Source organism: Okeania sp. SIO2C2 (assembly GCF_010692625.1).
In the GTDB taxonomy this organism is placed as follows: Bacteria; Cyanobacteriota; Cyanobacteriia; order Cyanobacteriales; family Microcoleaceae; genus Okeania; species Okeania hirsuta.
In genome coordinates, this window is record NZ_JAAHGM010000084.1 from 1 (window position 1) to 25,847 (window position 25,847).

Genomic DNA, 25,847 nt, shown 5'->3' on the forward strand with positions numbered 1-25,847 from the left:
CACCAATTCACAGAAAAACGGTGATTAGGGAATTAGTCAATGACCAAGGACATGAAGTTATATTTCTCCCTAAATACTCTCCTGATTTAAATGATATAGAGCATGACTTTGGTGCATTAAAGAAGAAAAGAATGTACGAAGGAAAAGATAAATCCATTGATGATATTATTCGAGATTATTGTGCTTCTTACTGTCCCAGTCTTATTCAGAATGACTATAGTAGGAAAGAAGGATGTATAGCAAATATTATTAGACTATTGGACATCTGACAGTAGTTTGCGACTTAATACAGGTATTTTTCCGAAATATAGCAGTCTCAGGAAAGCTTAGGACATATCAAAAGCTTAAAGCTCAGACAACGAAAATTTTTCCTTCTTTTCTCTCCTAGATAACTAAAGCCTTCCTTATTTCTTCTTCCTTCTGCTATATCTACTCTTTGAAACCATGGATTAGCTTCTATTCTGATTAAAGATTTCAAGAAGCAAAATATACTATTTTTTACTTCAAGAGAGCAGGAAAAAATTATAATTTTCTTTCATAAGTAGGAATTGGTATTATAGCAATGAGCGCTGGTATATTTACAAATTGTAGTAGGGGCAAAAGAGCTAGAAGTCTTATATGATCGGCAATTTATTCCCCCTGTTCCCAGTTAAGTGTTGCCTGTTCCCTGCGCACAGCGCTATAGTTCAATACCAGGACTTTAGCAAAAAATGGTTTAAAAATAGTTTTAAACCCTTGCTGTATAATGCTTTAACGTCAAAATAGCCTCTTCCTTGATATATCTAGGGTTTGCTGAAAAAGTCTTATGGGTGAGGGTAGGAGACAGCTATACTGGAGACAGGAGACAGGAGAAAAGGGTCGGGAGCGAGGAAGTAGGAGTAAGAATTTTCCCTTGATTTTTCTGCCCAACTCTGGCCGAAAATGCTAATTTTTTGAACCATTACGACCTAAAAGCTTGGACTTTTTCTAACTAAAAAATGTTAAAACCTTTATCTGTCAATGCTTTTAGATTTAATCAGTAAGCCCTATCTAGTTTTGAGCCATTTTTAGCTAGAGCAACTTATTTTCCTTGCTACCGTTGAGTTTGAAGCTATTTTTAACCTAAAAAATATCAAAGTCCCGATACTAGCATGAGTAACTAGAAAATCAGACAAAAAAATATGACAGAAAAAGCTTAACTGGGTATTTTAGTGTAGTATTTGAGTAAATTCTCTAGGGTAGATATAATTTTTGAATACATATAAAAATCATTAAAGTTCAGTAAGACTGCTGTTGAACCATTGGTTTTTACTATTTATGATGATATTAGAACATCTACAATACCTGAATAGGTCATTATTTATAGATGTAACTTTTAGATTTATTCAAAAACATCGCAATATAAACTAACCTATCAACTATGAAAGATAAATTGACTCAAACTAATGTAGCTAGACTTCTAGGAGTATCTTTTCAGAGGATTCATACTCTGAGAATTAGGAATAAAATAAAGTTTTGTTGGGATGCAAACTTAAAGGCTTGGGTCACATCAGAGGAGCATCTTCAAAAATATCTAACTGAGAGAGGAAAAAGAGTAAATTTATCATCTCATAAATAATCAAATCGGAAATACAGCTCAACTAAAAAAACGATGCTGATTTAGTATCCTTTTTCAAAGTTATTAACGATAATATTGCAGAATTACTATAAGTATAACATTACTTCTCTTGAATTTGAGAAAGCAAACATTTTATACAAATGTATGTTGAAAAAAAGTAATTAAGGACAGGACATTTTATTACTCTCACTTTGTTAAGAAACAGAAAACACAGGCAAATGAAAGTAATGCAGATTTTTCTATGTCTTTTAACTAATCAAATATACTTTTCCTTCGTCTAGATCGTAATAACCACCTACAGTTTTTAATTTGTTTTCCTGAACTAACTGGGTAATCACTGGAGAAAGATTGATAATTTTTATTTGTTCCATTACATTAGCTTTAACAGCACTTTCTACAGAATATCCATCTCTACCTTTAGCAATTTCTACAGCAGGTTTAATAGCAGAAATTATACTGCCAATTTGACCTGGAACAGGTTTACCATCCATTGTTGCTTTTACTGCCCCACAATTTTCATGCCCTAGTACCATTAACACTTTTGAACCTAATACAAAAGTACCGTATTCTATAATACCCATTTCTTCTGGAGTCACAATATTTCCGGCTTCTCGAACTAGGCGTAGTTCAAAGGTTCGTGCAACCAGGGGCAATTAAAGCTTAAAAGTATTGATTTATATGGGTTAGAGCTATCTTACTTTTTTATGGTCTGAAAGTTATAGCAATGTGCGCTGGCATATTTACAAATTACAGGAACTGTCCAATAGCTAAAAGTCTTATGTGATTCCTATGGAATGCTTGCGCAAACGGGTTTTTATTACTCCTGTTGCCTGTTGCATATTGCCTGTTGCCTGCGCACAGCGCTATATTTCAAACAATAACGGAAGGGAATCATAAGGGTTAGGGAATCATAAGGGTTTCAGAGCCTTTCTCTGACTCGCTGCAGTATATAATGCCAACCTTCTATTTACGCCGTTTTGGTACAGTATCCCGAAGTAGTAAATGCTATCAAAATCTTACATGGAATTGACATTGACAGAAAGCTTGTGAAGCAATATCAGCAGCCAAAGCAGTTGGAGTTAATTTTCTACCCTTGACATCATCCTGACACACCCTATGCGCGGGATTCCCATCCATCGACCGTTACTACCGATCGCCCTTATTTCACTTGATACGGCAGAGATGAATGGTGTAGATTGATTTTCAGATCACCGTTTTCATCACGAACATAACCAAAAGTGTATTCTACCTTGATCTCGCTACCGTCTGTTTTGGTGAAAAAATACTCACCCATCGAGGTAGCTGTATCGCAGTGGGTAATAATTCCTTCATTCTCAAAGCGCACATTGTTATAGGGCGCAAGAGCAAAACCTTTATCTTCGCTGATGCTCCCACTGACAAAATAAGACAAAGCCTCTTTCTCTGTACCTCTGAATGGCTCATTGCTGGCCAGTGTTGGTTTGAACAAAACCGTACCAAGATCATAACCATAAAGCTTATCAAGAGTACTTTGTGCTTCTGCTTCTGGGTTTTCTGCCTTGCCAATGGCGACAATGGCTTCGCCCCAGCTTTGCTGTGCAGCTAGAACATCGTTTTCTGTTACAGGATTTTCGCATGGTGCAGATTGTACTGTTGGCGTAGATTGAGTGTTCGTGCAACCAGCCATTGTGGTTACTGCAGATACGATTAAAAGTGCAAAGAAATTTGGTTTCATGGTCATCTTTTTCTTTTATAGGACTAGGCGTTAATAGGTTAACCTATTTCCGCCTACAAGGCTACAAGGAGTACAGATAATTTTCTTGAGAAAGTTGCTGAAATTGTTCATCATTTCTAGATAATTGGCCAAGGAAATTTAAGGTTTAACGCTCAAAAAGGAGCGCATTTTAGGCGCATAGTTGGGCAGAAAAATCTTGGGACAAAACTTAGCTCCTACCTCCTCACTCATTCCCATTTCTCCTGTCTCCTGTCTTCCCCTCCACCGGAGGGGTTAGGGGTGGGTTGTCTCCTGTCTCCTACCCCTACTAAAAGACTAGTGAAGCGCAAACCCTAATTATATTAACGATAATCTTGGCGCTGAATATCTCGCAACCGAGCTTCTGGACGCTTAAACCTATCTAGTTGTGCTTCAAAAAATGCACGATTTGCTTTTAAATGTTCTAGGTCTGGGTCATCTAAAGGATGTAATGTTGCCTGTCTTAATGCTTGAATAACTGCGGAAGTTACACAATACATTGAACGTTGAAAAGTAACTCCTAACTGAATCAACATATCATCTTCACCCCGACAATATTGTTTGTAATAATCAACTAAAAATGATGGTAAAAAATGCAGCATATCCTGCATTAATAATGTGGGAGGAATACCAGCATTTCCCACTGGAAAAACATCTGCATAAAGAATGCCATAATGAAAGTCTTTTTGATTTTCTGGTACTTGTTTTGCCTGAGCATTATAAGACTTTGTGCCACGGAAAGGTGCAGTGCGATAAAACACAGCTTCTACATAAGGTAAAGCAGCTTCAAATAACCAAGTAAAACCACAAGATTTGGGAATAATCTCATGTAACTCACCACGAATATAAACATGATGATAAATCGGGCGATCTGCTACAGCAAAAATTCCATTTACTAGGAAATTCATTGCTTCTGGAACGCTGGTTAATTTCCCTTCGTTATATAAATCAAACATTTCAAAAAAAACAGCAGCCATTACTTCCCAAAATAAACCAAGGTTACTGTAATAAGAAAGTTGTCTGACCTGTTCGATAAACATTTCTGGGAATAGTTTATACAGACCTAACATTACAGGATTTCCTTGAAAATAAGCTTTAATTGCTTGATCCGCTGCAGCCTTATATTCAGGAGTATCTAAATAAGGATCAAATTTACCTCCCATTTCCCGATGCCAAAACATTGCCCGCATACAAGCTTCGGCAAATTCCATATTAATTCTGTCATGCCATAAATGATGTAATAATTTTGATTTTTTGCCACTTTCTCCCTTTTCAATAAATGCTAAAAGTTCTGGATGAGCTGTTGCTTCTCCGCGCCAAACTCTTAAGTTTGCATCATCACCTGCATAGTGATTATGAAGTTCTAAATATTCTTTTGGCAGGAAGTATTTAAAGAAGGGTAAGGGGTTTAAAAATACTCGTTCGGCAATATAAAGTAAGTCGCGCCAATAGAAATCCATTGGTACTGCATAAGCTTTATAAATGCCGATAATTTGCATTAGGTTTTCTGGGGTATCTGGTAGCATTGCTCCACCTGCTTCGAGGCGGTGAATAATTTCGGCAAATTCATGTTGGGATGGGGGAAGTTTTATTGTTGTTTGTGTCATAATTTTTGAGGTTTTAGGTGTGAGGTGTTATATCATGTTTGCTTCAATGAAAATCATAAAAATTTGGCACTTTGTAGCACTTTTTAGGTTGGGTTGAGTCCGCGTTAGCGGAGCTTATCCTGAGGATAAATCCAACAACAATAATTGTATTTGTTGGGTTGTGCTAGCGCTTAACCCAACCTACGGTATTATAAATAATTATTCGCATATTAAGTTTTAGCTTGTATCTGTTGGGTTTAGCTACTTCGAGACGGGAAATTAATTTCGGCAAATTCATGTTGGAAGGGGGGATGTTTTATTGTTATTTGTGTCATAATTTTTGAGGTTTTAGGTGTGAGGTGTTATATCATGTTTGCTTCAATGAAAATCATAAAAATTTGGCACTTTGTAGCACTTTGTAGATTTGGTTGAAGCTTATTCGGAGGATAAATCCAACAACAATAATTGTATTTGTTGGGTTGCGCTAGCGCTTAACCCAACCTACGGTATTATAAATAATTATTCGCACATTAAGTTTTAGTTTGTATCTGTTGGGTTTAGCTACTTCGAGACGGGAAGTTAATTTCGGCAAATTCATAGGAAAAGTTTTGTTTTTGTTTGTGTCATAATTTTTGATGTTTTAGGTGGTAGGTATTAGATGTTATATCATGTTTGCTTAAATGGAAATCATAAAAATTTGGCACTTTGTAGCACTTTGTAGGTTGGGTTGAGTCCGCGTTAGTGGAGCTTATTCGGAGGATAAACCCAACAACAATAATTATAGCAATGTGCGCTGGGATATTTACAAATCACAAGAACTGTCCAATAGCTAAAAGCCTTATATTATCGGTTTTTTATTCCCCCTGTTGCCTGTTGCCTGTTGCCTGTTGCCTGCGCACAGCGCTATATATTTGTTGGGTTGTGCTAGCGCTTAACCCAACCAACTGCATTATAATTATCCAAACTTGATATTAGTAGGAATTTTGAGAAATATTCTTACACAGTTTTTATATCTGAAAAAAAACCTAATTTCTGTACTCCAGGAAATTAACATCTGCTGTATTTATCAAACTAGCTAATTTTTGACTTTTGACTTTTGACTTTTGAATTTCTATAGAAGAATTAGGGACTAAAAAATTGGAAGTTGCTTCACTCCAACGCACTAACCAAGTAGGTTGAATTCCTAAAAAGAAAATCACCACTGCTAATACTAAAGCAGGGGTACGTTCAGACCAAATAACTTTAGGATAATAAGCTGTATCATTATCTAATTTGCCGAAACAAGTACGGTTTAACAAAATCACAAAATAAACAGCAGTTAAACCACTGGCAATAATACACAAAAGAGTAGGAATAGGAAACACCGAAAAACTACCTTGAAATACGAGAAACTCAGCAGCAAAACCTACCATTCCTGGAATACCTGCACTTGCCATTCCACCCATAATTAATAAAGCGCTCGTAAAAGGTAAACCACGCACGGGACTCATCAAACCATTCAAAACAGATAATTCGCGAGTACCAACTTTGTTCTCCACCACACCCACCAGGTGAAATAGAATCGCTAAAATTAAACCGTGAGCAACCATTTGAGAAATAGCTCCCACTAAACTCAAAGGTGTATTGGCCGCAGCAGCAACAACAATATAACCCATGTGGCCAATTGAACTGTAGGCCACCATCCGTTTGATGTCTTGTTGAGCGATCGCTGCTAATGCTCCATACAAGACGCTAAAAGTACCAATTATCGCTATTCCGGGGGCTACTATTTGCCAGGTTTCAGGAAATAATCCTAACCCAAAACGCAATAGTCCATAAGTGCCTAATTTTGCTAATATGCCACCTAGAAGAATGGTAACGGGGGGAGATGATTCGACATAAGCATCTGGCAACCAAGTGTGTAAAGGTACTAATGGAATTTTAATACCGAATCCTACTAAGAGAATGGTTAGTAAGATGAGTTGGGTTTTTAGTGATAGTCCTTGGGTTGAGATTAGGTCATAATCAAAACTGGGAGAATTGCTTAACCAAGTTATTCCTAAAAATCCTGCTAATATCAGAATTCCGGATACTGCTGTATAGATGAGAAATTTGGTTGCTGCATAACCTCGTTTTTCACTTCCCCAAATTGCTATTAATAAATAGATGGGGATTAATTCTAGTTCATAAAATAGAACGAATAATAATAGGTTTGCGGAGAGAAAAGCACCTGCTATTCCAGCATTTACCAATAAAATTAAGGGGTAGTATAATCGCGGGCGATCAATATTATTACCATATCCATAAACTACAATGAATGTTAGTAAGGAATTTAGGGCGAGTAATGGTAGGGATAAACCATCTATACCGAGATTATAGGTTAAACCTAATTGGGGAATCCAGGTAAAATGTTCTTGAAATTGTAAACCTGGATTATTTAGGTTAAATTTAATGGCAATTTCTACAGTCCAAGCTATTAGAGATAGGGCAATTGCTAAGGTAATTTTTCGTAATTTTTCATCGGTAACTTTTCCGGGAAAAAATCCGACTAAAGCTGCCCCTAAAATTGGGATAATAATTAAAACACTGAGCATTATTTTTTGTTATTTGTCTGTTAATTAAATTTTAGTTTAGTACGACATAGATTTTTGATTTTGATGTGAGAATTATTCATGGGTATGATTGAAATTTTGGCCTCATAACAATTTACTATTTACCAGCTTAATCATAGAGTAAAACTAACCAAAATAATAGCCTGGCACGACATAGATTTTTACAGTAGTTTTGGAGCTGATGCTGTAAGTGACTGCTAAATCAGGTTCATTATCTGCTTAAATATTTACCAAATATTAGCCAAGTGCCAGAGTTATTTTTGGTCATTACTGAGGAGCGGGATGAATATAAGTGGGGTGGGTATCCTGCCTACTAAAAAATATCAGGAACGGGCAAGATGCCCATTCCACAAAACTATTAAAACCCGCATTCCGCATTTATGCAACGCCATTTTTGAGTGTCATTTATGGATGATTTACCTAAATAATTGATTGAGACTTTTTCCTGTAAATTAACTGACTATTAAATCAGATTAGATTCAACATCTCAAAATTTTAGTCTACTACAACCAACAGGTAATTTTTCAGTATCATCTACAGATTATTCATAAATTCAAGGCAAGCATTACAGTTATTTTTGACTATGATGTACAGATAATTAATCAGAATATAACCTTTCTCAAGTTACTAAGATAGAGTTCTTTTTCTTCTTTTCTACTCCTTACCGAATAATTAAGGTAAAAATCCTCTCCTAATGAGGAGAAACAAGAAAATATTTTCCTTTTATTCAATCCTATCGGTTTGAGGGAGAGGTAATTATCAATTATCCATTATCAATTATCAATTATTGAATCCCTACTCCCTAATTTCTAAAATAAACCTACTACTAACCAACTTAATAATAGAGTCATACCAATCAAAATTGTCAATACATAAAACTGAGATTGACCAGAAACATTATATTTCAAACCTTGACCGCCAAACACAGTCGCTAAACCCACAAAATTAACTACACCATCCACAAGATATCGGTCAACCCAAGAAATAATTCTTGATACTAAACCCACCACAAAAACAATAGTAATTCTATACAGTTTTGCAGTGTAAAAATCGTAGGCAAAAAAGTCTTGTATTGCTGAGAAAGGAAATTTAATTGGTTTCTCCCACTTATCATTTAGATAAATTAACCCACCAATACCAAAACCAAGCACGCTAGATAACAATAATAAACCAGCAACAGTTTTATTAATAGTCGCGATATCCGGCAATAATTCCCATTGTGCCAACAATAGAGGAATGTGCAACGTAAAACCAGCCAAAATAGTCATTGGCAAAACCAAAGACCATAAACCTTCAGGCGATCGCTCAGTCATTTGCTTCGGTTGACCGCCAAAAATTAAACCAAACTCCCGAATAATACTAAAAGCAGTGAACCCATTCACCAACAACAACACACCTACTAACCAAGGTTGACTATTCCACAAATAATCTGTCATTTGCAACAGTACCCAGAAACTACCCAAGGGAGGTAAACCAACTAAACCAGCAGCACCAACTAAATAAGAAATTCCCGTAATTGGGCGACGAGACCATAAACCACCATATTGAGTCAGGTCTTGACTAACACAGTTTAAAATTACCCCACCCGTACTCATTACCAATAACGCCATCGCACAAGCGTAGGTAAATAACAACATCAAAGCAGTTTTGTCTTGACCAGTTCCCACAGCGATAAATACCAAACCCATGTAAGTACTGACCGAATAAGAAAGCGATCGCTTAATATCAATTTGGGCAATAGCAATTAAAGAAGCACAAACCGCTGTAAATACTCCCACTCCAATCATTACTGTAGCAGCAACAGGGGATAAAGCTAAAACAGGTTGCACTTTAATCAACACCCACGCTCCGACCGATACCACCACTGAGTTCCGTAAAATAGTACTTGGCACTGGTCCTTCCATTGCTTCATCTAACCACAGATGTAGGGGAAACTGAGCGCATTTACCCAGAGGTCCGGCAATTAAAGTAAGACTTAATAGGGTAGCAGTTGTAGGAGCGATGTTTGCAGTTTTTGCCCACTCAGCTAACTCCGTATAATTCCAAGTTCCTGCTAGAGGTAATAAAGCAACTACTCCCATGAGCAAAAATAAGTCTCCCACCCGTTTTGTCAGGAAGGCGTCTCTTGCTCCAGTAACTACTAATGGTTGACTAAACCACAACCCCACTAATAGATATGTGCCAAGAGTGAGAATTTCTAGAATTATGTAACTCCAGAATAGAGAGTTGCACAAAACTAAGGCACACATTCCAGCTTCAAACAATGCCAGTAAGGAGTAGAAACGTGCCCATCCCCAATCCATTTCCATATAGGCGATCGCGTAAATTTGGCTCAGAAGATTGAGACCAGTAATTAATATAGTCGCCCCAATAGTGAGAGTAGATATTTCTACAGAAATACTGATATTTAGCCCTGCCACATCTAGCCAAGGTATTAATAATTCTTGAGTTGGTTGATTCCAAGCTACTGATAGAGCGATTAAGCCATGTAAGAAAGCGATGAAGGTCATAATCAGATTGATATAACCTGCTGGTCTGGGCCCGGTACGTTTAATAATTCCGGGAGACCAGGGTATGGCTAAAACTGCGCCGATGATGGCATAGCAAGGTATTAACCATACTGTTTCTAGAAAGTCATTTGATAGCATTATTTTTATTTTTGCGAGATTTTGATAAATAACTTGCTACTTTATTTAATTAATAGTTAATTTTATATTAATTTCGATACAAATATTAATATTTTTTTTTGAGCAATAATTTGAATTGTTTATGTGTAGATTATGGCAGCTTAATTTGGGCGTTACTAATTCTGGGTATGATTTTGCCCCCCTTTCCCCCCAATTTTGGGGGGAATAAAACTCTAAAAGTCCCCCAATTTTGGGGGATTTAGGGGGCTTGAGCAGAACCAAACAATCACGCATTCATACTTCAATTCAGCAACGCCTTAATTTGATCTGCAGCAGTTTTCGTTTAAAATGTGGCATCGGGTAGGGGCGGGTTCTACATTAAATTAATTGCTCAACATAAAATTTAGATCAACCCGTCGCATCTCTGATTGAAAACGGGAGCAAGATGCTCCTGTCTATACCATTACAATTAGGACTTACGTAGATACGCTATATATAGCGCTCACTACTATTTTCCAATAGTACTTACACTCTATAAATAGTGCTTTTGCGTAAGTTCTGACAATATTAAATTTAGATCAACCCGCCTCATCTGTGACTGAAAACGGGAGCAAGATGCTCCCACTGTCTATACCATTACAATTAGGACTTACGTAGATACGCTATATATAGCGCTCACTACTATTTTCCAATAGTACTTACACTCTATAAATAGTGCCTTTGCGTAAGTTCTGACAATATTAAATTTAGATCAACCCGCCCCATCCTTGACTGAAAACGGGAGCAAGATGCTCCCACTGTCTATACCATTACAATTAGGACTTACGGAGATACGCTATATATAGCGTTCAAGACTATTGTCCAATAGTACTTACACTCTATAGATAGTGCCTTTGCGTAAGTTCTGACAATATTAAATTTAGATCAACCCGCCCCATCCTTGACTGAAAACGGGAGCAAGATGCTCCCACTGTCTATACCATTACAATTAGGACTTACGGAGATACGCTATATATAGAGTTCAAGGCTATTGTCCAATAGTACTTACACTCTATAAATAGTGCCTTTGCGTAAGTTCTGACAATATTAAATTTAGATCAACCCGCCCCATCCTTGACTGAAAACGGGAGCAAGATGCTCCCACTGTCTATACCATTACAATTAGGACTTACGGAGATACGCTATATATAGCGTTCAAGACTATTGTCCAATAGTACTTACACTCTATAAATAGTGCCTTTGCGTAAGTTCTGACAATATTAAATTTAGATCAACCCACCCCATCTGTGACTGAAAACGGGAGCAAGATGCTCCCACTGTCTATACCATTACAATATTAAATTTAGATCAACCTGCCCCATCCTTGACTGAAAACAGGAGCAAGATGCTCCCACTGTCTATACCATTACAATGCACCACTACCGTTTTATACTTTTAGGGAATAAGAAGTGAATCAAAATTATGGATTAGTCTTAAAACTGTGCCTGACTATCCTAAAACTTGCTATTTTGATCAAAGTCAATGGTTAAAATTGATAAATATCTATATAATTTATAATTAGACGAAATAATTTAATTGCAATTAAGAGGAGGTTAAAAAAATAGCTATGGTTAGTTTTTTCCTAACTTGGTTAATGGCAACTTTATCACTTTTAATTACAGCTTTTGTTGTACCAGGTGTAAGAGTTGATAGTATTCCAGCAGCAGCAGTTGCAGCAATTGTTTTGGGGTTAGTAAATGCCTTTGTGAAACCAGTTTTAACAATATTAACTTTGCCTCTGACAATTTTAACTTTAGGGTTGTTTTTATTAGTAGTAAATGGAATTTCTCTATCATTAGCAGGATACTTTACTCCTGGTTTAGAAGTTGATGGTTTTTGGCCTGCTGTTTTGGGGGCAATTGTATTATCTTTTGTTTCTAGTTTTATTGGAGGATTTGTTAATAAATCGGAAGCATCTGAAGATATTTAATCAGTAATCAGAAGGAAGAAGGAAGAAGGAAGGAGGAAGAAGGAAAAATCTTACGTTATCTGAGTTTTAGAGCTTCTCGATCTTTCCGTTCCTTTTCCTTCTACTGTTATATCTCTAAATATATTTACAGCAAAGAACGAATGGGTGTTTGACTTAATTCGTAAAAAAAAGCTGAAAGCTAATTGCTGATAGCTGAATGCTTACCTATTCCCTGTTCCCTGCTATATTTTTTTATCTTTCCACTTACTCCAAATAAATCCTACTATTAAAGGCAACCATAACCAGTATCTTTCCATTGGAGTTAAAAGCCAATTATTATCTCCTAAAGTTTGTCTATATGGCAAAACAAAGTAAATAAATCCTGATAAACTCACCCATCTTATCCCTAAATTTCTAGTTGCTACAGCAAAAGGAATGAACCAAGCAAAATACCAAGCATGAACTATGGGAGATAAAGTTAATAACAAGAAAAAATACCATTCAGCAAAATAAACAAATTTATGACAATTCCAGATTAAAATTCCCACTCCTAAACAAAGAGGAATTCCATAAATCCAGTTAAATTTTGTAGATTGTTCCGAAACAAAGCTCACTAAATAAGGAATTAATTCAGCACTACGACCATTAACAACAAAATTTGAACTGGTAGGAATGAGAGAACATTTTCCAGGTTCACAAAAATTAAGAGCTGCAACACACATTGGTAATAAACCAATTAATAATAAAAAACCTGCTTGCTGCACTTGATAGAGAAGGTAACTTAATGTGTTGTTGTCTAATTTAAACCTCGAAAACCTAGTTTTATGTACTTCATCAAGTTGCAAATTACTATGAAAATTATCATCCTGTTTATCTGGTTTTTCAGCGCTATGAAGCATATTAATTTTGATTATTTTCTGTTCCCTATTCCCTGTTCCCTGTTCCCTAAAACATAATATTTTCTGCCAAACCACAAAAGATAAAATTGGTAAAGATACCCATTTTATTGCCACACTTATACCAATTAAAAAAGCACTCCAATACCAACGATAATTATCTTGTTCTTTTGAGTTTAATACCCCGCCATCTACAGGATGTTGACAATTGATTAGAGTTTGAGTCCCCATCCACTTTTTCCAACTTCCGTCTTTCCTTCTTCCCTCTTCCTTCTTCCCTCTTCCTTCTTTAACAGGAGTTTGAGTCCCCATCCACTTTTTCCAACTTCCGTCTTTCCTTCTTCCCTCTTCCTTCTTCCCTCTTCCTTCTTTAACAGGAGTTTGAGTCCCCATCCACTTTTTCCAACTTCGGTCTTTCCTTCTTCCTTCTTCCTCCTTCCCTCTTCCTTCTTCAACAGGAGTTTGAGTCCCCATCCACTTTTTCCAACTTTGTTCCTTCCCTCTTCCCTCTTCCCTCTTCCCTCTTCCTTCTTCCTTCTTCCCTCTTCCTTCTTCAACAAAAACTAACCATGCTCCCACTAATGGTAAGATAAACCAACTATCATAATGACCACCTCCAGCAAAAGAGTAAAGAATTAAAGGATTCCAAGCATAAATCAAAGTTTTTTGCAGGCTAAATTTTCTACTTAATAGCCAACAAATACCTAAATCTGCCAAGATAAAAGCAAACTTAAATACAAATACTGACGGACTAATTAGTGCTAAAAATCGAAACCCTAATTGAATCAAAGGTGGGTAAATAGCAGAAGTATCAGGATGATTCATTAATGACCACCACTCTGTTCTATAGGGAATTAATTCTAAAGCATTTGGCGCTAAATCATAAGGACTAAAACCCAAATTTTGAATGTAACCTTCCCACAAATAACGCCAAATATCATCCCCTGGTTCCATGAGAATTAATATTAGTCTAGTCAGAATAGTTATACTCCAAAACCAAGCTAAATTAATTGACGGTATTGCCCAAGAAATTATAAAACCTAAACTCATTATGCTGATACCAATCCAAAATTTTATGACAATACCAGCTTCCTGAAAACTACCGTAGGGAACTATGAAAATTGTACCTACTAATATCAAAAATGAACTTAGTAATAAAGACAGATTTTTCTTAGTATAACTTACAGAAAATATAGTCATAATATCATGTCCGGTTGAATACTTATAAATAACGACGGAGGAATCAGGAGTCAACCCACCCCTAACCCCTCCCAGGAGGGGAAGTCAGGAGTCAGTAGGAAAAAAGAAGGAACAGAAGAAGAAAGTTTCTGATCACGCTATTAAGCGGACATGATATAAAATAGCCTCAAGTATATATAATCTACAATTCGGCACTTCAAAGTGTAGTATTAAAAATCAAGACTCAGAATTGCTGAATTCATGAGTCAGGAGAAAATAATAACGGAATTCAAAAGTCAAAAGTCAAAAGTCAAAAGTAAGATTTTATAGCTCAAAACTTTGATTCTTCAGTAATTTCAACAAATTATTCGACATCTAAAGTTTGAAACTATTTGTAACATTCTTTTTTCAAATTGGTATTAAAATATAGGCCGATAGGGAGATGGTGAATATGGGGGAAATTTCTACCTTTTTCCCCTGTTCTATTTCTCAATTCCTGACTTCTGATTTAATAATTATTAACCAGGATTATGTTAATTAGTCTTATGTTTACCGAATAATTAAGGTTTAATGCCTCTCCTTTAAAGGAGAAAAAAGAAAAAATTTTCCTTTTAGTCAATCCTATCCATTTTCAAGAAGAGGTAATTATTAATTATTAATTATTAATTATTAATTATTAATTGTTGAATTCTCCCCTACTCCCCCACTCCCTTGCTCAATAATTTGTTAGTATTATTCTGCAATTCTAGATTTTTCCACAGAGATTTTAAATACAATTTACCAAGAGTTGTCAGAATAATTGTTCCAGCCTGAAAACTACCTTTTATAGTACCTGATATTTTTGAACGTCCACCCTGACGACGACGATAACCAACAGGAATTTCAGTTATTTTTAAATCGCATTCTACAGCTCTAGCTTGCATTTCTACCGTCCAACCAAAACCTCGGTCTTGCATTCTAATTCTCTCTAAACTAGACTTCCGAATTAAGCGCAAAGGTCCTAAATCTTGATACCAATATTCCCACCCTAAACCAATTAAAAAAGTAGCTAATTTATTACCAAAATTTTGTACGGGAGTCATAGCAGACCTACCTGCTTTTGTGGCACGGCGATCGCCTAATATTAAATCGTATTTATTAGTAGCAGTTAAAAAATTTGGTAGTTGCTTTAAATCATCACTACCATCTCCATCACAAAATAAAATCCAATCACATTCTAAGGGTGTATTTTGGATGCCACGCCAACAAGCTTTACCATAACCTGATATGGGTTCTTTGATGACTTTTGCACCTGCTTTTTTCGCTTTTTCTATACTTTTATCGGTGCTACCATTATCAACTACTATGATATTTTTTAGTCCGTAAGATTGTAATGATTTAATTACATTTGTAATGGTAGATTCTTCATTCAAAACAGGAATAATTACGAATATTTTTTCTAAAAGCATTTGTTTTAATTTTTTTTCTGAAAAATGAAGTAGTCAGCTTTTCCTGCAAAATGCTACCCAAACAGCTTTTTAATAAATGAAGCAAGCATTTGTTTATAGCAGTTCTTTAATCTATGAAGTACAGTTTTAGATCCCCCCCACCCCCTTTCTAAGGATGGAGTCTTCAAAGTCCCCCTTTCTCAGGGGGATTTAGGGGGGTCGTAAATGTATGTCATAACTGTGAGAATTGTCATAACTTCTACTACATTAAAAAAATAGCTGATAGCTGATAGCTGACGGCTGAAAGCTTAGATATTATTGAACATTTATGGAGTCTTCAAAGTCTATCTTTCTCAGGGAGATTTAGGGGGATTGTAAATGTACCTCATAACTGTGGGAATTGTCATAACTTCTACTACATTAAAAAAATAGCTGATAGCTGATAGCTGACGGCTGAAAGCTTAGATATTATTGAACATTTATGGAGTCTTCAAAGTCTATCTTTCTCAGGGAGATTTAGGGGGATTGTAAATGTATGTCATAACTGTGAGAATTGTCATAACTTCTACTACATTAAAAAAATAGCTGATAGCTGATAGCTGACGGCTGAAAGCTTAGATATTATTGAACATTTAAAGACCAATCATAGTCAGAATATTTAACTTGATAACCACCCTGTTTTAAATACTTTTTATCCTCAGATTTTACATATTGATGAGCATAATTTACAATTGCCGTTTCTGTTTCATTCAAGCCATCAATAGTTGGTTCTTGACCATAAGTTTTTTTATAATCTTCACCGAACCATTTAAAAATTGAAGAAAAATAAACAGCATTATTTTCACGGTCAATTCGGAAGCCTTGATTATTGATGAGAAACTGGTTAGCTTGGTCATCTAATTGTTGTTCTAATTGATTACCAGTATAAGCTTCTCGTCTCAGAGGAGGGCAACTTATTGCAGCACAAACTAAGGCAACATGAATACCTGGTTCATTAAATTCTTTCCTTAAAATCTGATGTTCAATATGGTCTAATGTCAACTTTTCCCCAACAATATCAAATTTACGAATCTTCCAAACACCAGGGATTCTTCTAATACTTTTAGTAGGGTAATTATCAATAATAGATTCTAAAGTAAAAGAGTTATAAGCATTAATTAAAAAAGCAATTTTTTCTGCATCTGTCCAAGAATCATAAGTGCTTGGCGTTACAGCTCCAATAGCAGCATTAAAATCATCAAGTTTTTGCCGATTTTCTTTTAATCTTTCGTAGTCAACTAACCCTTCTGCGTTGACATATTCTTTTAAAATTGAGTTGTAATCTTGATAATTAAATGGTTGAGCTGAAGTAGAAGTAGATTCTTGTGTCTCTTGATTGTTTTCCCCTAGATTTGTCGGACTATTTAATCCACCACAGCCAGCTAAAAATATAAGTAGCGGTAAGAAAAATAATAACTTCTTAAGTTGATATCTCATAAATTATTCTGCCATTGATATTAATTTAATGGGTGTATTTCATATTTGCAAAAATACTTTTTTCCTATCTATTCCCTGTTGCCTGTTGCCTGTTGCCTGTTGCCTAAAAGCGATAATTTTTTGGCTTTATTCAAAATTGAGATGCACCCAATTTCATTACATATCCATGAAAAACTAACGGCATGAGTAACTTGTGAAATTTAGCTTAATTTTGACTTAAAAATTGAGATTTATACTAATTATTTTAATTATTCAAAGGGTACCTAAATATGATATTTTACTATCTAAGTAGGTAGGTGAAAAAATTTATAAGTACGTCATTGCCAGTGGAGCGGAGCGGAAGGAAGCAATTCTCTTGGGTATGAGGTGCTTTAACATTTCGTTATATAGTGATGTTTATTCACGCCTACCTACTTAGGATAAATATTGGCTACAAATTTCAGGCCCGGTGTTCCCTAAAAATATTCACTTTAGAGGTATTGACAATGACATCAGACAATGATATGAAGTCTAAATCCATCTCCCAGAAAGAAACCCCTCAAACTAATGGTAATGGCAAACGTCCTCTGCGTCAGAGAATAGAGTCAGCATTAAACAAACAAGACGGGTTCAATAAAGAACTTGCCCGTTATGGCTTTAACAGTTCTGCGGAGGTAGCCAAATGTCCTTCTTTGACTGAACTGATAGAAAAGGTCAAAGCCAAACACACAGGTGAAGTAACTCGAGAGAATCTACCCACTTTTGCCTTTTATCGAAAAGCCCGCCAACGAGAGCAATTAGTCACACAGGTAATGCGGGATGTAACAGTATCCCGAAACCCAGTCAGTCAAGGGTTACGTCATATACGACCGTCAGTCTTACCTCAAGCAGTAGCTCGTGAGTTGGCCACTAATCAGGATTCGTGTTTGCGCTTTCAGGGGGATAACTCTTATGTGACTATTCCCAACACTGACAATATACTGGATATCAATGGCACAAGCTTTACGGTGGAGTGTTGGGCTAAACGAGGAAATGAAGACTCAGAATTCGCCGGAAACTTTTTTTCCCAACATGGTGGTACAGGAGTGAGTCTATTGGTTAGAGCAGAAAATGTAATTGGATTTTACATGGGAAACGCATTGGATTCTCAGTCTCTTGAGATCGATCTAAATTGGCATCACTATGCTTTTGTCTATCACTCTGGTCAAAGAGAAATTTACCGGGATGGGAATTTGATAGAACAAGTTAGTGATAATAATGAACCTGCAACCAGTGGAGATGTGAGGATTGGATGCCACCTCACTAACAATTCACAACCATGGGACGGGCTAATATACGAAATGCGGATTTGGAATCATGCTCGTACGCAACAGCAAATCAAAGAGAATATGAATCACCCCTTGCTAGGCAACGAAGAGGGCTTAAGAAATTATTGGCCGATGAATGAAGGGACAGGGACAATAATCTACGATAACACCTCCAGCGCCTCTAACGGTACTCTTGAAGGTAGCAGTCCTCCCCAATGGGTGACAGCCACACTCCCCGATAGTTTTGAAAAAGAACTCGTGCGCTATGCCAAACCAGGTTCAATTCAGTCGAGTCAATCTGCAGCAGCTTATCTAAAACATATCTATGATTTGGCCAGGGAACAAATCACTCCCACCTCAAACAAATGGGCTTTAGATATTCGTCGTCCTGACCTGGCTGATTTAGAGTTAAGTGAGGAGAATCTACACAAGGAGATTACGACACTAGAACTGGTTAATGAAGTGCTGCTTGGTCAGTTGCTGAATGTTCAGCCTGTTTTGCACTTTCAAGGGGTTGAGACATCCTATGTAAATGTTCCCAACACTGAGGATAAGATGAATATTTTCTCAGCTCAAAGTTATACTGTGGAGTGTTGGGCTAAACCGGAGAAAGACATTGGTGATTTAAGGAGACTTTTTAGTTACGGTAGTCCAGAAGGTGGGACATCGTCAACTGTTGTAACAGGTGGATTTTCTGGAAAGAAACTTAATTTTCATATCTCTAATGAGAGTCTCGTATCCAGTGAATATGACGACTATAAGGATTGGCATCATTACGCTTATGTCTTTAATGACGCCGACAAAAAAATGGCAATTTATCGTGATGGATTTGAAATAGTTTCACGGACTCATACGGTTGGCTCTAATACCAATGTTACAGATTTTAAAATAGGAACCTACGGCAAACAATATTTTCCCGGAATAATCAGGGAAATGCGCATCTGGAATTATGCTCGTAGCGAAGCAGAAACCCAGAGAGATATGTACCTTAGTTTAACAGGCAATGAATCCGGCTTAATGAATTATTGGCCGTTAAATGAAGGACTTGGAGAACAAGTTTATGACAAAACCCTGCGAGCTTGTCATGGAAACTTGGCAGGCAGTAACAAACCAGTTTGGGGGTCTGGTCTAACCCCTGAGAATATTTTTAATTATCTCAAAACCCAACTACATCCACTAGCACTACCATTCAACAAAGAATTAGCGACAGTACGCACAGGTTTAGCGCAAATTGAGGGCATGAGTGTCAACGCTATAGCTCGTCGTTTTCAGGAAGATGACTATGCACTGACACAAGAATACTTCACACTTGTTCCCCATATTACCGATGCCTTAAACCTGTTGTCATTAGAGGTAGAAAAACTCCAGCAGAATACAAGTGATAACAGCAATCTCTTCACAGAGATATTTGGCTCCAACTACACAGAAGCAGAATTACAATATGTAGACACCTTCATCGAAGCTACTAGCATCACCTTCGACGAATTCCGTCAACTGTATCGAGATTACGCTGTCAAAGATGAAACCGGGACATCTTATTCACACAATGAAAGAGGTGCAAGATTCTATGCAGACGCAACTTTGAGCTTGGAAGCAGAAGGCGAGCGACTGCGAATGAAAGTTGGGGGAGATTACATATCCGCAGCTCACCTAGCAGGGATGAATCATTTAGTCAGGCTCTACAAGCGCACTGGATTCGGATTTCATCAGCTAGATCAATTACTATGTACATTTGCAGCAGCACACGAGAACCGAAAAGTAACCGATTACGGCTTCAGTATTTTAGCCCATTGTTTATATTGGCATCAGCAATACAACTTGAGCGTCGATGAATTTGTGGGAATTTTGCGAGAAGTCAACTGCTATGTGCGAGTAGGAGAACAAGAAGAACCCACCCTCATGCGAAAACTATTTGGCAAAGACGCCCCCTACGTCACAGAAAAAGTTCTCGCCAATTCAATTTTCCTAACAGAACTAGAAGAATTAACACATAACAACATCACCCTGGGAGATATTCTGCGACGAGGATTGAAAGTCAATCGTCAGGAATGGGATGTAATTTTGGAGTTAGTTAAAATTGATGATAATACTCTACTTAACCAACAGACTCTTTCTCGTCTGTATCGCCTAGCCACAATCTTTGTGCTTTTGGGTTGGGATATTATCAGTGCTATTAAGTTGATCTCTAAAATAGACTCAGACCTACTAACCACCTTAGCCAAAAGCTCAGACGAATTCACCACCACAGTCATTCCAGCATTAGAAAAGTTAGCCTGGTTATCTCAATGGATGGAAACTGCCGAACTTTCTGTCACAGATTTGTTAATAGTACTCACACCTCCAGCAGAGGCAGTATTACAAAAAACTCAACAGGTAAGCAATTTTCTGGATGAATTGAACAAAGCCATTGAAATCAATTTACTCAACAGCGAATCTGACTTTGCTATCTACCGCAAATGGATAGGAGAACCACCAGTAATGATTGAGATAGAAGATTGGTTGGTTCAACTCCAAGGCAAAAATATCCTCGACAATTTAGGTTTAGTCCTATCTGTTACCAAAGATGATATAGAAATAGCAGTCACACAAATTCTCACCACCGCAGGTGTAGACATTGATATCAATGAAGAACTCAAAACCCAACTGATAGACTTTTTAGCCGAAACCCAGTCTAACCAAGAAAAAGTCCTATTTGAGCAAGTCATCAAAATAGCCGAAAGTGAAAATTCCGAAATTGTAGCTCCAGTATTGAGTTGGATAGACACTGACGTCTATACAGCTTTGAGTACCCTACTATCAGGAACTGAATCAGAATCAGAACAGTTGCAACTGCTGTATAATCTGGGACGACACCTACAACTCACAAGTAAATTGTCCTTCACTGCCAACACAGTAGAAATGCTGTGTAATTACCCTGAATGGTTAGTAACAGGCATGACTACTCCTCTAAATCTTCAGCAGGTTTATTATTTAGAACGGTTCAAACAACTCCAAAATGCTGAAGCTAGCGAAGATATGTGGTTAGCCTACTTTATCACCCATTGGGTACCAGAAATTAACAGTAATCAGGTTAACGAATTATTAGCAGTATTGCTCGACTTTAACCCAAATGAAATCCAGGTGCTGCGAGACAATGCGACTGGAGCAGACATGAAGACAGTGCAACAGGTAGAAGCCTTATCAAGGCAGATTCAACTGTGTCGAGACTTGTCTATTAGTGCCACAGAGTTAATAACTCTAACTCAAGAGGGAGTCAACGATGGTACAGATAATGCAGCAGCAGCAGCAGTAATATTAGGAGGACTAGCTCGCTCTAGCGATGAAAATTTAGCCACCTTAGCTGAAAATGCTCTCAACGAAAAAATCCGTGATGCTTTAGTAGCAGCGTACTTCTGTTATGTCATCCTGCCAGATCCAGAGTTGAGACACAAGATTAAAAATACCGAAGACCTCTATAGTTACCTACTTCTGGATGTCAACGTTACATCAGCAGTGCCCACGAGCCGTATTGTGGAAGCTAATTCTACGGTGCAGTTGTATATTCATCGGATGCTGGAGGGAGTAGAATCAGGTACTTTTGTTGATAAAGATGCTTTCAGAAAAGAATGGGAAACAGCTCAACAGTATCGAGTCTGGGAAGCTAATGAGAAACTTAAACTTTATCCTTCCAGCTACATCGAACCGGAACTGCGCTACGACAAAACCGAGATATTTAAAACATTTGAACAAAATCTCTCTCAGGGACATCTGGATGAAACCATGATTGAGACAGCTTTGTATAGTTATATGCAAGAGCTACAGCGTCTAACGGAACTGATACCGACTGGGTTTTGTCAAGTGCGAGAATACAGTCCTCTGGGTGATACTGTTAACTACTGGTTTACAGCCAAAGCAGCTTGGACTGAAATGACTTACTACTATCGTCAGATGCGATTAGATGTAGAGTTGTTGAAAGTAGCAAGCCGTCAAGCTGCCCAGTGGGGAGAATGGAAAAAGATTGATTTACCTGCTACTCATCAGACAGTTTTTGGGATTAACCCTGCTTATGCCTGGAATCGCTTATTCCTGATGTGGATAGAGCTAGAGGAACGGCGTAGTGATGATGGAACAGAGACGACATATCATCTGATTCCTCGGTATCTCAGACAAGGAGTGGATGGGAGTTTTGGAGAACCTTTGACACCAGATATATCCGATGATGTAGACCTAACTGTTGACGAAGGTGTCGTGCCGACTCTTTACCAAGCGAATTTCCAAGAGGGTAAGATTAGCTTGTTTTTTACTACGCCTGGGGAACACAAGTATCTGTTTGAAATAACTCAAACGAAGGCAATTATTGATAATACCACTCGAACTATTCCTACCGTTCCTGAACTCAGTGGGTACATAGGAACTCAAAGTATCTATGCTACGGATGAAGCTCAAGCGGTGATTTCACCCTCACAAAACCAGATATATGTGGTAAAGGAAAATTTCATTTTCGCTGGCGGCAGTATGATAGACTTGATCATCAGGGAGGATCGATTTGAGGAGGTGGATTATCCATTTATACTGAATTATTCAATCTTAGATGACACTGATGAGCTAAAAATAGAGCTTTCAAGGCATGAAATTGCATTTGACTATGGCTCGTCGTTCTCACAAGATACTTCAGTCTCGAATCTTAAATACAAAGTTTTTTTTAATGGCATACTCAAAGACCAAAAAGATGGTGAGATCAGTTTCACAGAAAGAGAAAACTATACTTATCACCATTATAGAAATCATGTAGTAGATTCTGGCGTGTTTTTTGTCATTAATATCGAATATGAGGTCATGGTTGAAATTAAGGTAATGGTTTGTTTCGATTTTATATGTCAAGGAGGTATGGGTGTTGAAGATACTGGTTATTATCAGACTTACGCAAATCCATTAATTTATTATCAACTAACAGAAAGTGTCACTGATTATATGTACCTTGAAGAATCAGGAGACCGAAAACAAGAGGCGTATCTGGTCTCTAAAGACACAACACACGAAGGTTCTACACATATTTTTCACCTAGTCTCACCAGCATTACGCAACGTTCCTGAACTTTTACCACTACCTGCTGGAGTCCTACCTCTGTTTTCTTTAGACCATCAATCCTATCCTGAAACTGGGGTTGACAATTTCGTAGACTTAGCTGACGCTAATGGCGAATTAAATCCAATCCTACACCCAAAACCCAAGAACAAATTTGATTTTGATGGACCAATGGGGCTTTATGGCTGGGAAGTCTTCTATCACATTCCCGCACTCCTGGCCTCTAAGTATGCTGACAACGGGGACTACGACCAAGCCAAGCGTTGGCTCCGTTGTATTTATGATCCTTCTAGCACAGGAAATCCTTGGGGGGTGCGTCCCTTAATCACTGATGAGGTCAACAATAGCTTTTCCAGTATCACTGACCCAGATGAAGAAGCCGTCAGAAACCCCATTCACTATCAACACGCCACTATCCGTCACTCTATCGAAAATTTACTTTCTCAAGGAGATGACTCTTATCGTCAGGAAACCCAAGAAACTTTGCAAGAAGCCAAAATGTGGTATGTTGTCGCCAAAAATAATTACCAAGAAGAATTTAGGGAAACCTTGGAGATTCTGACTGCTAGCGACTGGGAAAATCCTACCTTGGGAGAAGTGACTGAAGCGGATTTTCGAGACCCTACCAATGAGGAACTACTGGCACTTTATGACACTATTGAGGAAAGATTACACAATTTGCGTCATTGGCTCTCTATCGACGGTGAACCTTTGAATATTCCTCTGTTAGCTCCTCCTATTGACCCCCAAAGTCTGCAAATGGCAGCTTTATCAGGAGTGCCTGCCACTGCAGCTCAGAGCTTTGCTCAAATGGCTCTACCTTATACTTTCGATGAGATTCTGGCTAGAGCTAAAGATTACACTAAGCAACTGACCAGCTTTACTCGACTGCTGCAAAAAGCTTTGGAAAAACGAGACGATCGGCTACTCCAAGAAATTAAGCAACAGAATGAGTACGATTTGTTTCAATTCAAGATTAAGGCTCAAGAAGAAGCAGTTACAATGGTTGAAGTATCCTATGAAGCTTTAGAATATGCCAGGAATGTTCTTCAAGTAGAGCATGACGGACGGAAAAAGTTGGCTGGTGAGTTTATGAATGAACTGGAAGCCACAAGTTATGGTATGTCCACAGCCCTAACTGCTCTCCACGGTGTTTATGCTGGGGCTGCAATCGCTGGTGGAGGTCTTTCCTTAATACCAAACATTTATGGTTTGGCTGTTGGGGGACAGGACATGGCAGGTTTTGCTGAGGCTACGAAAGATGTTACCGACTTCACCTGCAAATTTTATGAGGAGATGATGGACCTTTTCCAACAGGCCGGAGAATATATGCGTCGTCAGGATGAAGCTAAAATTGAGTATGATGTGCTGGTGGAGAAAATCAAAGAGATTGACTTCGATATATCTGATAGCAGTGAACTAAGAAAGGAACAAGAAATACTCCGACAGCTTGAGTCAGAGCGTGAAAAATCTAAATACTTAGTACAATTTCACCAAAGTCGCTTTACCAATAGTCAATTCTATGATTGGTATGTCGGCCATATAACCAATCTCTACCGTTCCACCTACGATGTTACTGTCAAGTTTGCTAAGATGGCTGAAACCGCATTCCGAATCGAGACTAACGATCCCGCAGCTACTTTTATTGGCTCTCATTGGGATCAAAAGACCAAAGGATTACTTTGTGGTCAAGCTCTCTGGTTAGATTTAGAACGGATGGATTATGCTTATTGGAGTCTCATGCAGCCTGAGACTAGCCTACTCAAAGAAATTTCACTCCAAGAACTTGACCCATCTTCTCTAGCATCTCTCCAGTCTCGTGGTCAAACCATATTTTGTCTCAAAGAGGAGTTATTTGAGGAAGACGATCCGACTCTTTATGGCCGAAAAATTCAAAGTATTCGGGTTTCCATTCCCGCTTTGGAAAATCAACGATGGTCTTGTTGCGGTCGGTTAACTCAAATTGATAGCCGACTCTACTATAGCCGTCACAAAGATGCTAACCACTCTATCTTTAATCCCTATGCTTATCAAAGTATAGTTTTAGGGGGATGGCAGACTGACTCTTCCAAGGTAAAATTACCGAAAGGTCGTCTCAAACCCTTCCAAGGAACAGGAGTTGACTCAACTTGGCATTTATCCTTCCCTACAGTTGTCAAAGCCATAGGGGAAAAACGCCGTCATTTTCCTCAGAAAGAAATGCTGAAACTCATTGATGATGTGGTGATTGAAGTTACTTATAGCGCTAAGATGTAAGTTCAATAATGGATAATTGATAATGGATAATTGATAATTACCTCTCCCTAAAAGGATTGGACTTTGGACAAAAAAAGTTAGCGTAATATTTACACTAACTACTGAAATTAAGATTTAAAGACCGAATTCATACTGGAATTATCTTTGTTTTTGAAATTATTTATCATCCTGAAAATCATAGG

Annotated in this window: 11 protein-coding genes and 1 pseudogene; 4 read left to right on the plus strand and 8 right to left on the minus strand. The window is 37.6% G+C overall.

Annotated elements, in window-relative coordinates; all coding sequences use genetic code 11:
- Together F6K18_RS32550 and F6K18_RS32555 are read left to right on the plus strand one after the other, a co-directional pair.
- Positions 1–182: pseudogene (locus F6K18_RS32550) on the plus strand (transposase); the annotation flags it as partial.
- Between the two features lie 623 nt (positions 183–805).
- A complete protein-coding gene (locus tag F6K18_RS32555; protein WP_287527128.1) occupies positions 806–928 on the plus strand; it encodes a hypothetical protein in 123 nt (40 codons plus the stop codon).
- Between the two features lie 917 nt (positions 929–1,845).
- Here F6K18_RS32555 and F6K18_RS32560 read toward each other — a convergent pair.
- The 5 genes from F6K18_RS32560 to F6K18_RS32580 all read right to left on the minus strand — a co-directional run bounded on the left by F6K18_RS32560 (position 1,846) and on the right by F6K18_RS32580 (position 10,154).
- Positions 1,846–2,250, minus strand: a complete 405-nt coding sequence (locus F6K18_RS32560; RefSeq protein ID WP_287527129.1) for a carbonic anhydrase — start codon at positions 2,248–2,250, stop codon at positions 1,846–1,848.
- 506 nt (positions 2,251–2,756) lie between these two features.
- Complete coding sequence (locus tag F6K18_RS32565) at positions 2,757–3,317, minus strand: hypothetical protein (protein ID WP_287527130.1); 561 nt, start codon at positions 3,315–3,317, stop codon at positions 2,757–2,759.
- A gap of 335 nt (positions 3,318–3,652) precedes the next feature.
- Complete coding sequence (locus tag F6K18_RS32570; protein ID WP_287527132.1) at positions 3,653–4,936, minus strand: CO2 hydration protein; 1,284 nt, start codon at positions 4,934–4,936, stop codon at positions 3,653–3,655.
- 1,004 nt (positions 4,937–5,940) lie between these two features.
- A complete protein-coding gene (locus F6K18_RS32575) occupies positions 5,941–7,488 on the minus strand; it encodes an NADH-quinone oxidoreductase subunit M (protein WP_287527133.1) in 1,548 nt (515 codons plus the stop codon).
- An 827-nt stretch (positions 7,489–8,315) separates the two neighbouring features.
- Complete coding sequence (locus tag F6K18_RS32580) at positions 8,316–10,154, minus strand: NAD(P)H-quinone oxidoreductase subunit F (RefSeq protein WP_287527134.1); 1,839 nt, start codon at positions 10,152–10,154, stop codon at positions 8,316–8,318.
- A 1,585-nt stretch (positions 10,155–11,739) separates the two neighbouring features.
- Between F6K18_RS32580 and F6K18_RS32585 the strand changes: the two genes are divergently transcribed.
- The gene (locus tag F6K18_RS32585) at positions 11,740–12,102 is read left to right on the plus strand and encodes a phage holin family protein (RefSeq protein ID WP_287527135.1); all 363 of its coding nucleotides are present in this window, start codon (positions 11,740–11,742) and stop codon (positions 12,100–12,102) included.
- A gap of 221 nt (positions 12,103–12,323) precedes the next feature.
- Here F6K18_RS32585 and F6K18_RS32590 read toward each other — a convergent pair whose 3' ends face one another.
- From F6K18_RS32590 to F6K18_RS32600, 3 genes are all read right to left on the minus strand, one after another.
- Positions 12,324–14,177, minus strand: a complete 1,854-nt coding sequence (locus tag F6K18_RS32590; protein WP_287527136.1) for a hypothetical protein — start codon at positions 14,175–14,177, stop codon at positions 12,324–12,326.
- 674 nt (positions 14,178–14,851) lie between these two features.
- Positions 14,852–15,604: a glycosyltransferase family 2 protein gene (locus F6K18_RS32595; RefSeq protein WP_287527137.1), complete on the minus strand. Its 753-nt coding sequence runs from the start codon at positions 15,602–15,604 to the stop codon at positions 14,852–14,854.
- A gap of 600 nt (positions 15,605–16,204) precedes the next feature.
- Positions 16,205–17,059, minus strand: coding sequence for a DUF547 domain-containing protein (locus F6K18_RS32600; RefSeq protein WP_287527139.1), 855 nt, complete (start codon positions 17,057–17,059; stop codon positions 16,205–16,207).
- Positions 17,060–17,544: 485 nt separating this feature from the next.
- Here F6K18_RS32600 and F6K18_RS32605 point away from each other — a divergent pair, with 485 nt between their 5' ends.
- Positions 17,545–25,665 (plus strand): LamG-like jellyroll fold domain-containing protein, encoded by an 8,121-nt coding sequence (locus F6K18_RS32605; protein WP_287527140.1) that lies wholly within the window; start codon positions 17,545–17,547, stop codon positions 25,663–25,665.
- Positions 25,666–25,847 lie beyond the last annotated feature (182 nt).

What these genes read in the sequence shown, in the direction of transcription:
- F6K18_RS32555 (WP_287527128.1), top strand. Translation starts at nt 806, where the DNA reads ATGGGTGAGGGTAGGAGACAGCTATACTGGAGACAGGAGACAGGAGAA.
- F6K18_RS32565 (WP_287527130.1), bottom strand. Translation starts at nt 3,317, where the DNA reads ATGACCATGAAACCAAATTTCTTTGCACTTTTAATCGTATCTGCAGTA.
- F6K18_RS32570 (WP_287527132.1), bottom strand. Translation starts at nt 4,936, where the DNA reads ATGACACAAACAACAATAAAACTTCCCCCATCCCAACATGAATTTGCC.
- F6K18_RS32575 (WP_287527133.1), bottom strand. Translation starts at nt 7,488, where the DNA reads ATGCTCAGTGTTTTAATTATTATCCCAATTTTAGGGGCAGCTTTAGTC.
- F6K18_RS32580 (WP_287527134.1), bottom strand. Translation starts at nt 10,154, where the DNA reads ATGCTATCAAATGACTTTCTAGAAACAGTATGGTTAATACCTTGCTAT.
- F6K18_RS32585 (WP_287527135.1), top strand. Translation starts at nt 11,740, where the DNA reads ATGGTTAGTTTTTTCCTAACTTGGTTAATGGCAACTTTATCACTTTTA.
- F6K18_RS32590 (WP_287527136.1), bottom strand. Translation starts at nt 14,177, where the DNA reads ATGACTATATTTTCTGTAAGTTATACTAAGAAAAATCTGTCTTTATTA.
- F6K18_RS32595 (WP_287527137.1), bottom strand. Translation starts at nt 15,604, where the DNA reads ATGCTTTTAGAAAAAATATTCGTAATTATTCCTGTTTTGAATGAAGAA.
- F6K18_RS32600 (WP_287527139.1), bottom strand. Translation starts at nt 17,059, where the DNA reads ATGAGATATCAACTTAAGAAGTTATTATTTTTCTTACCGCTACTTATA.
- F6K18_RS32605 (WP_287527140.1), top strand. Translation starts at nt 17,545, where the DNA reads ATGACATCAGACAATGATATGAAGTCTAAATCCATCTCCCAGAAAGAA.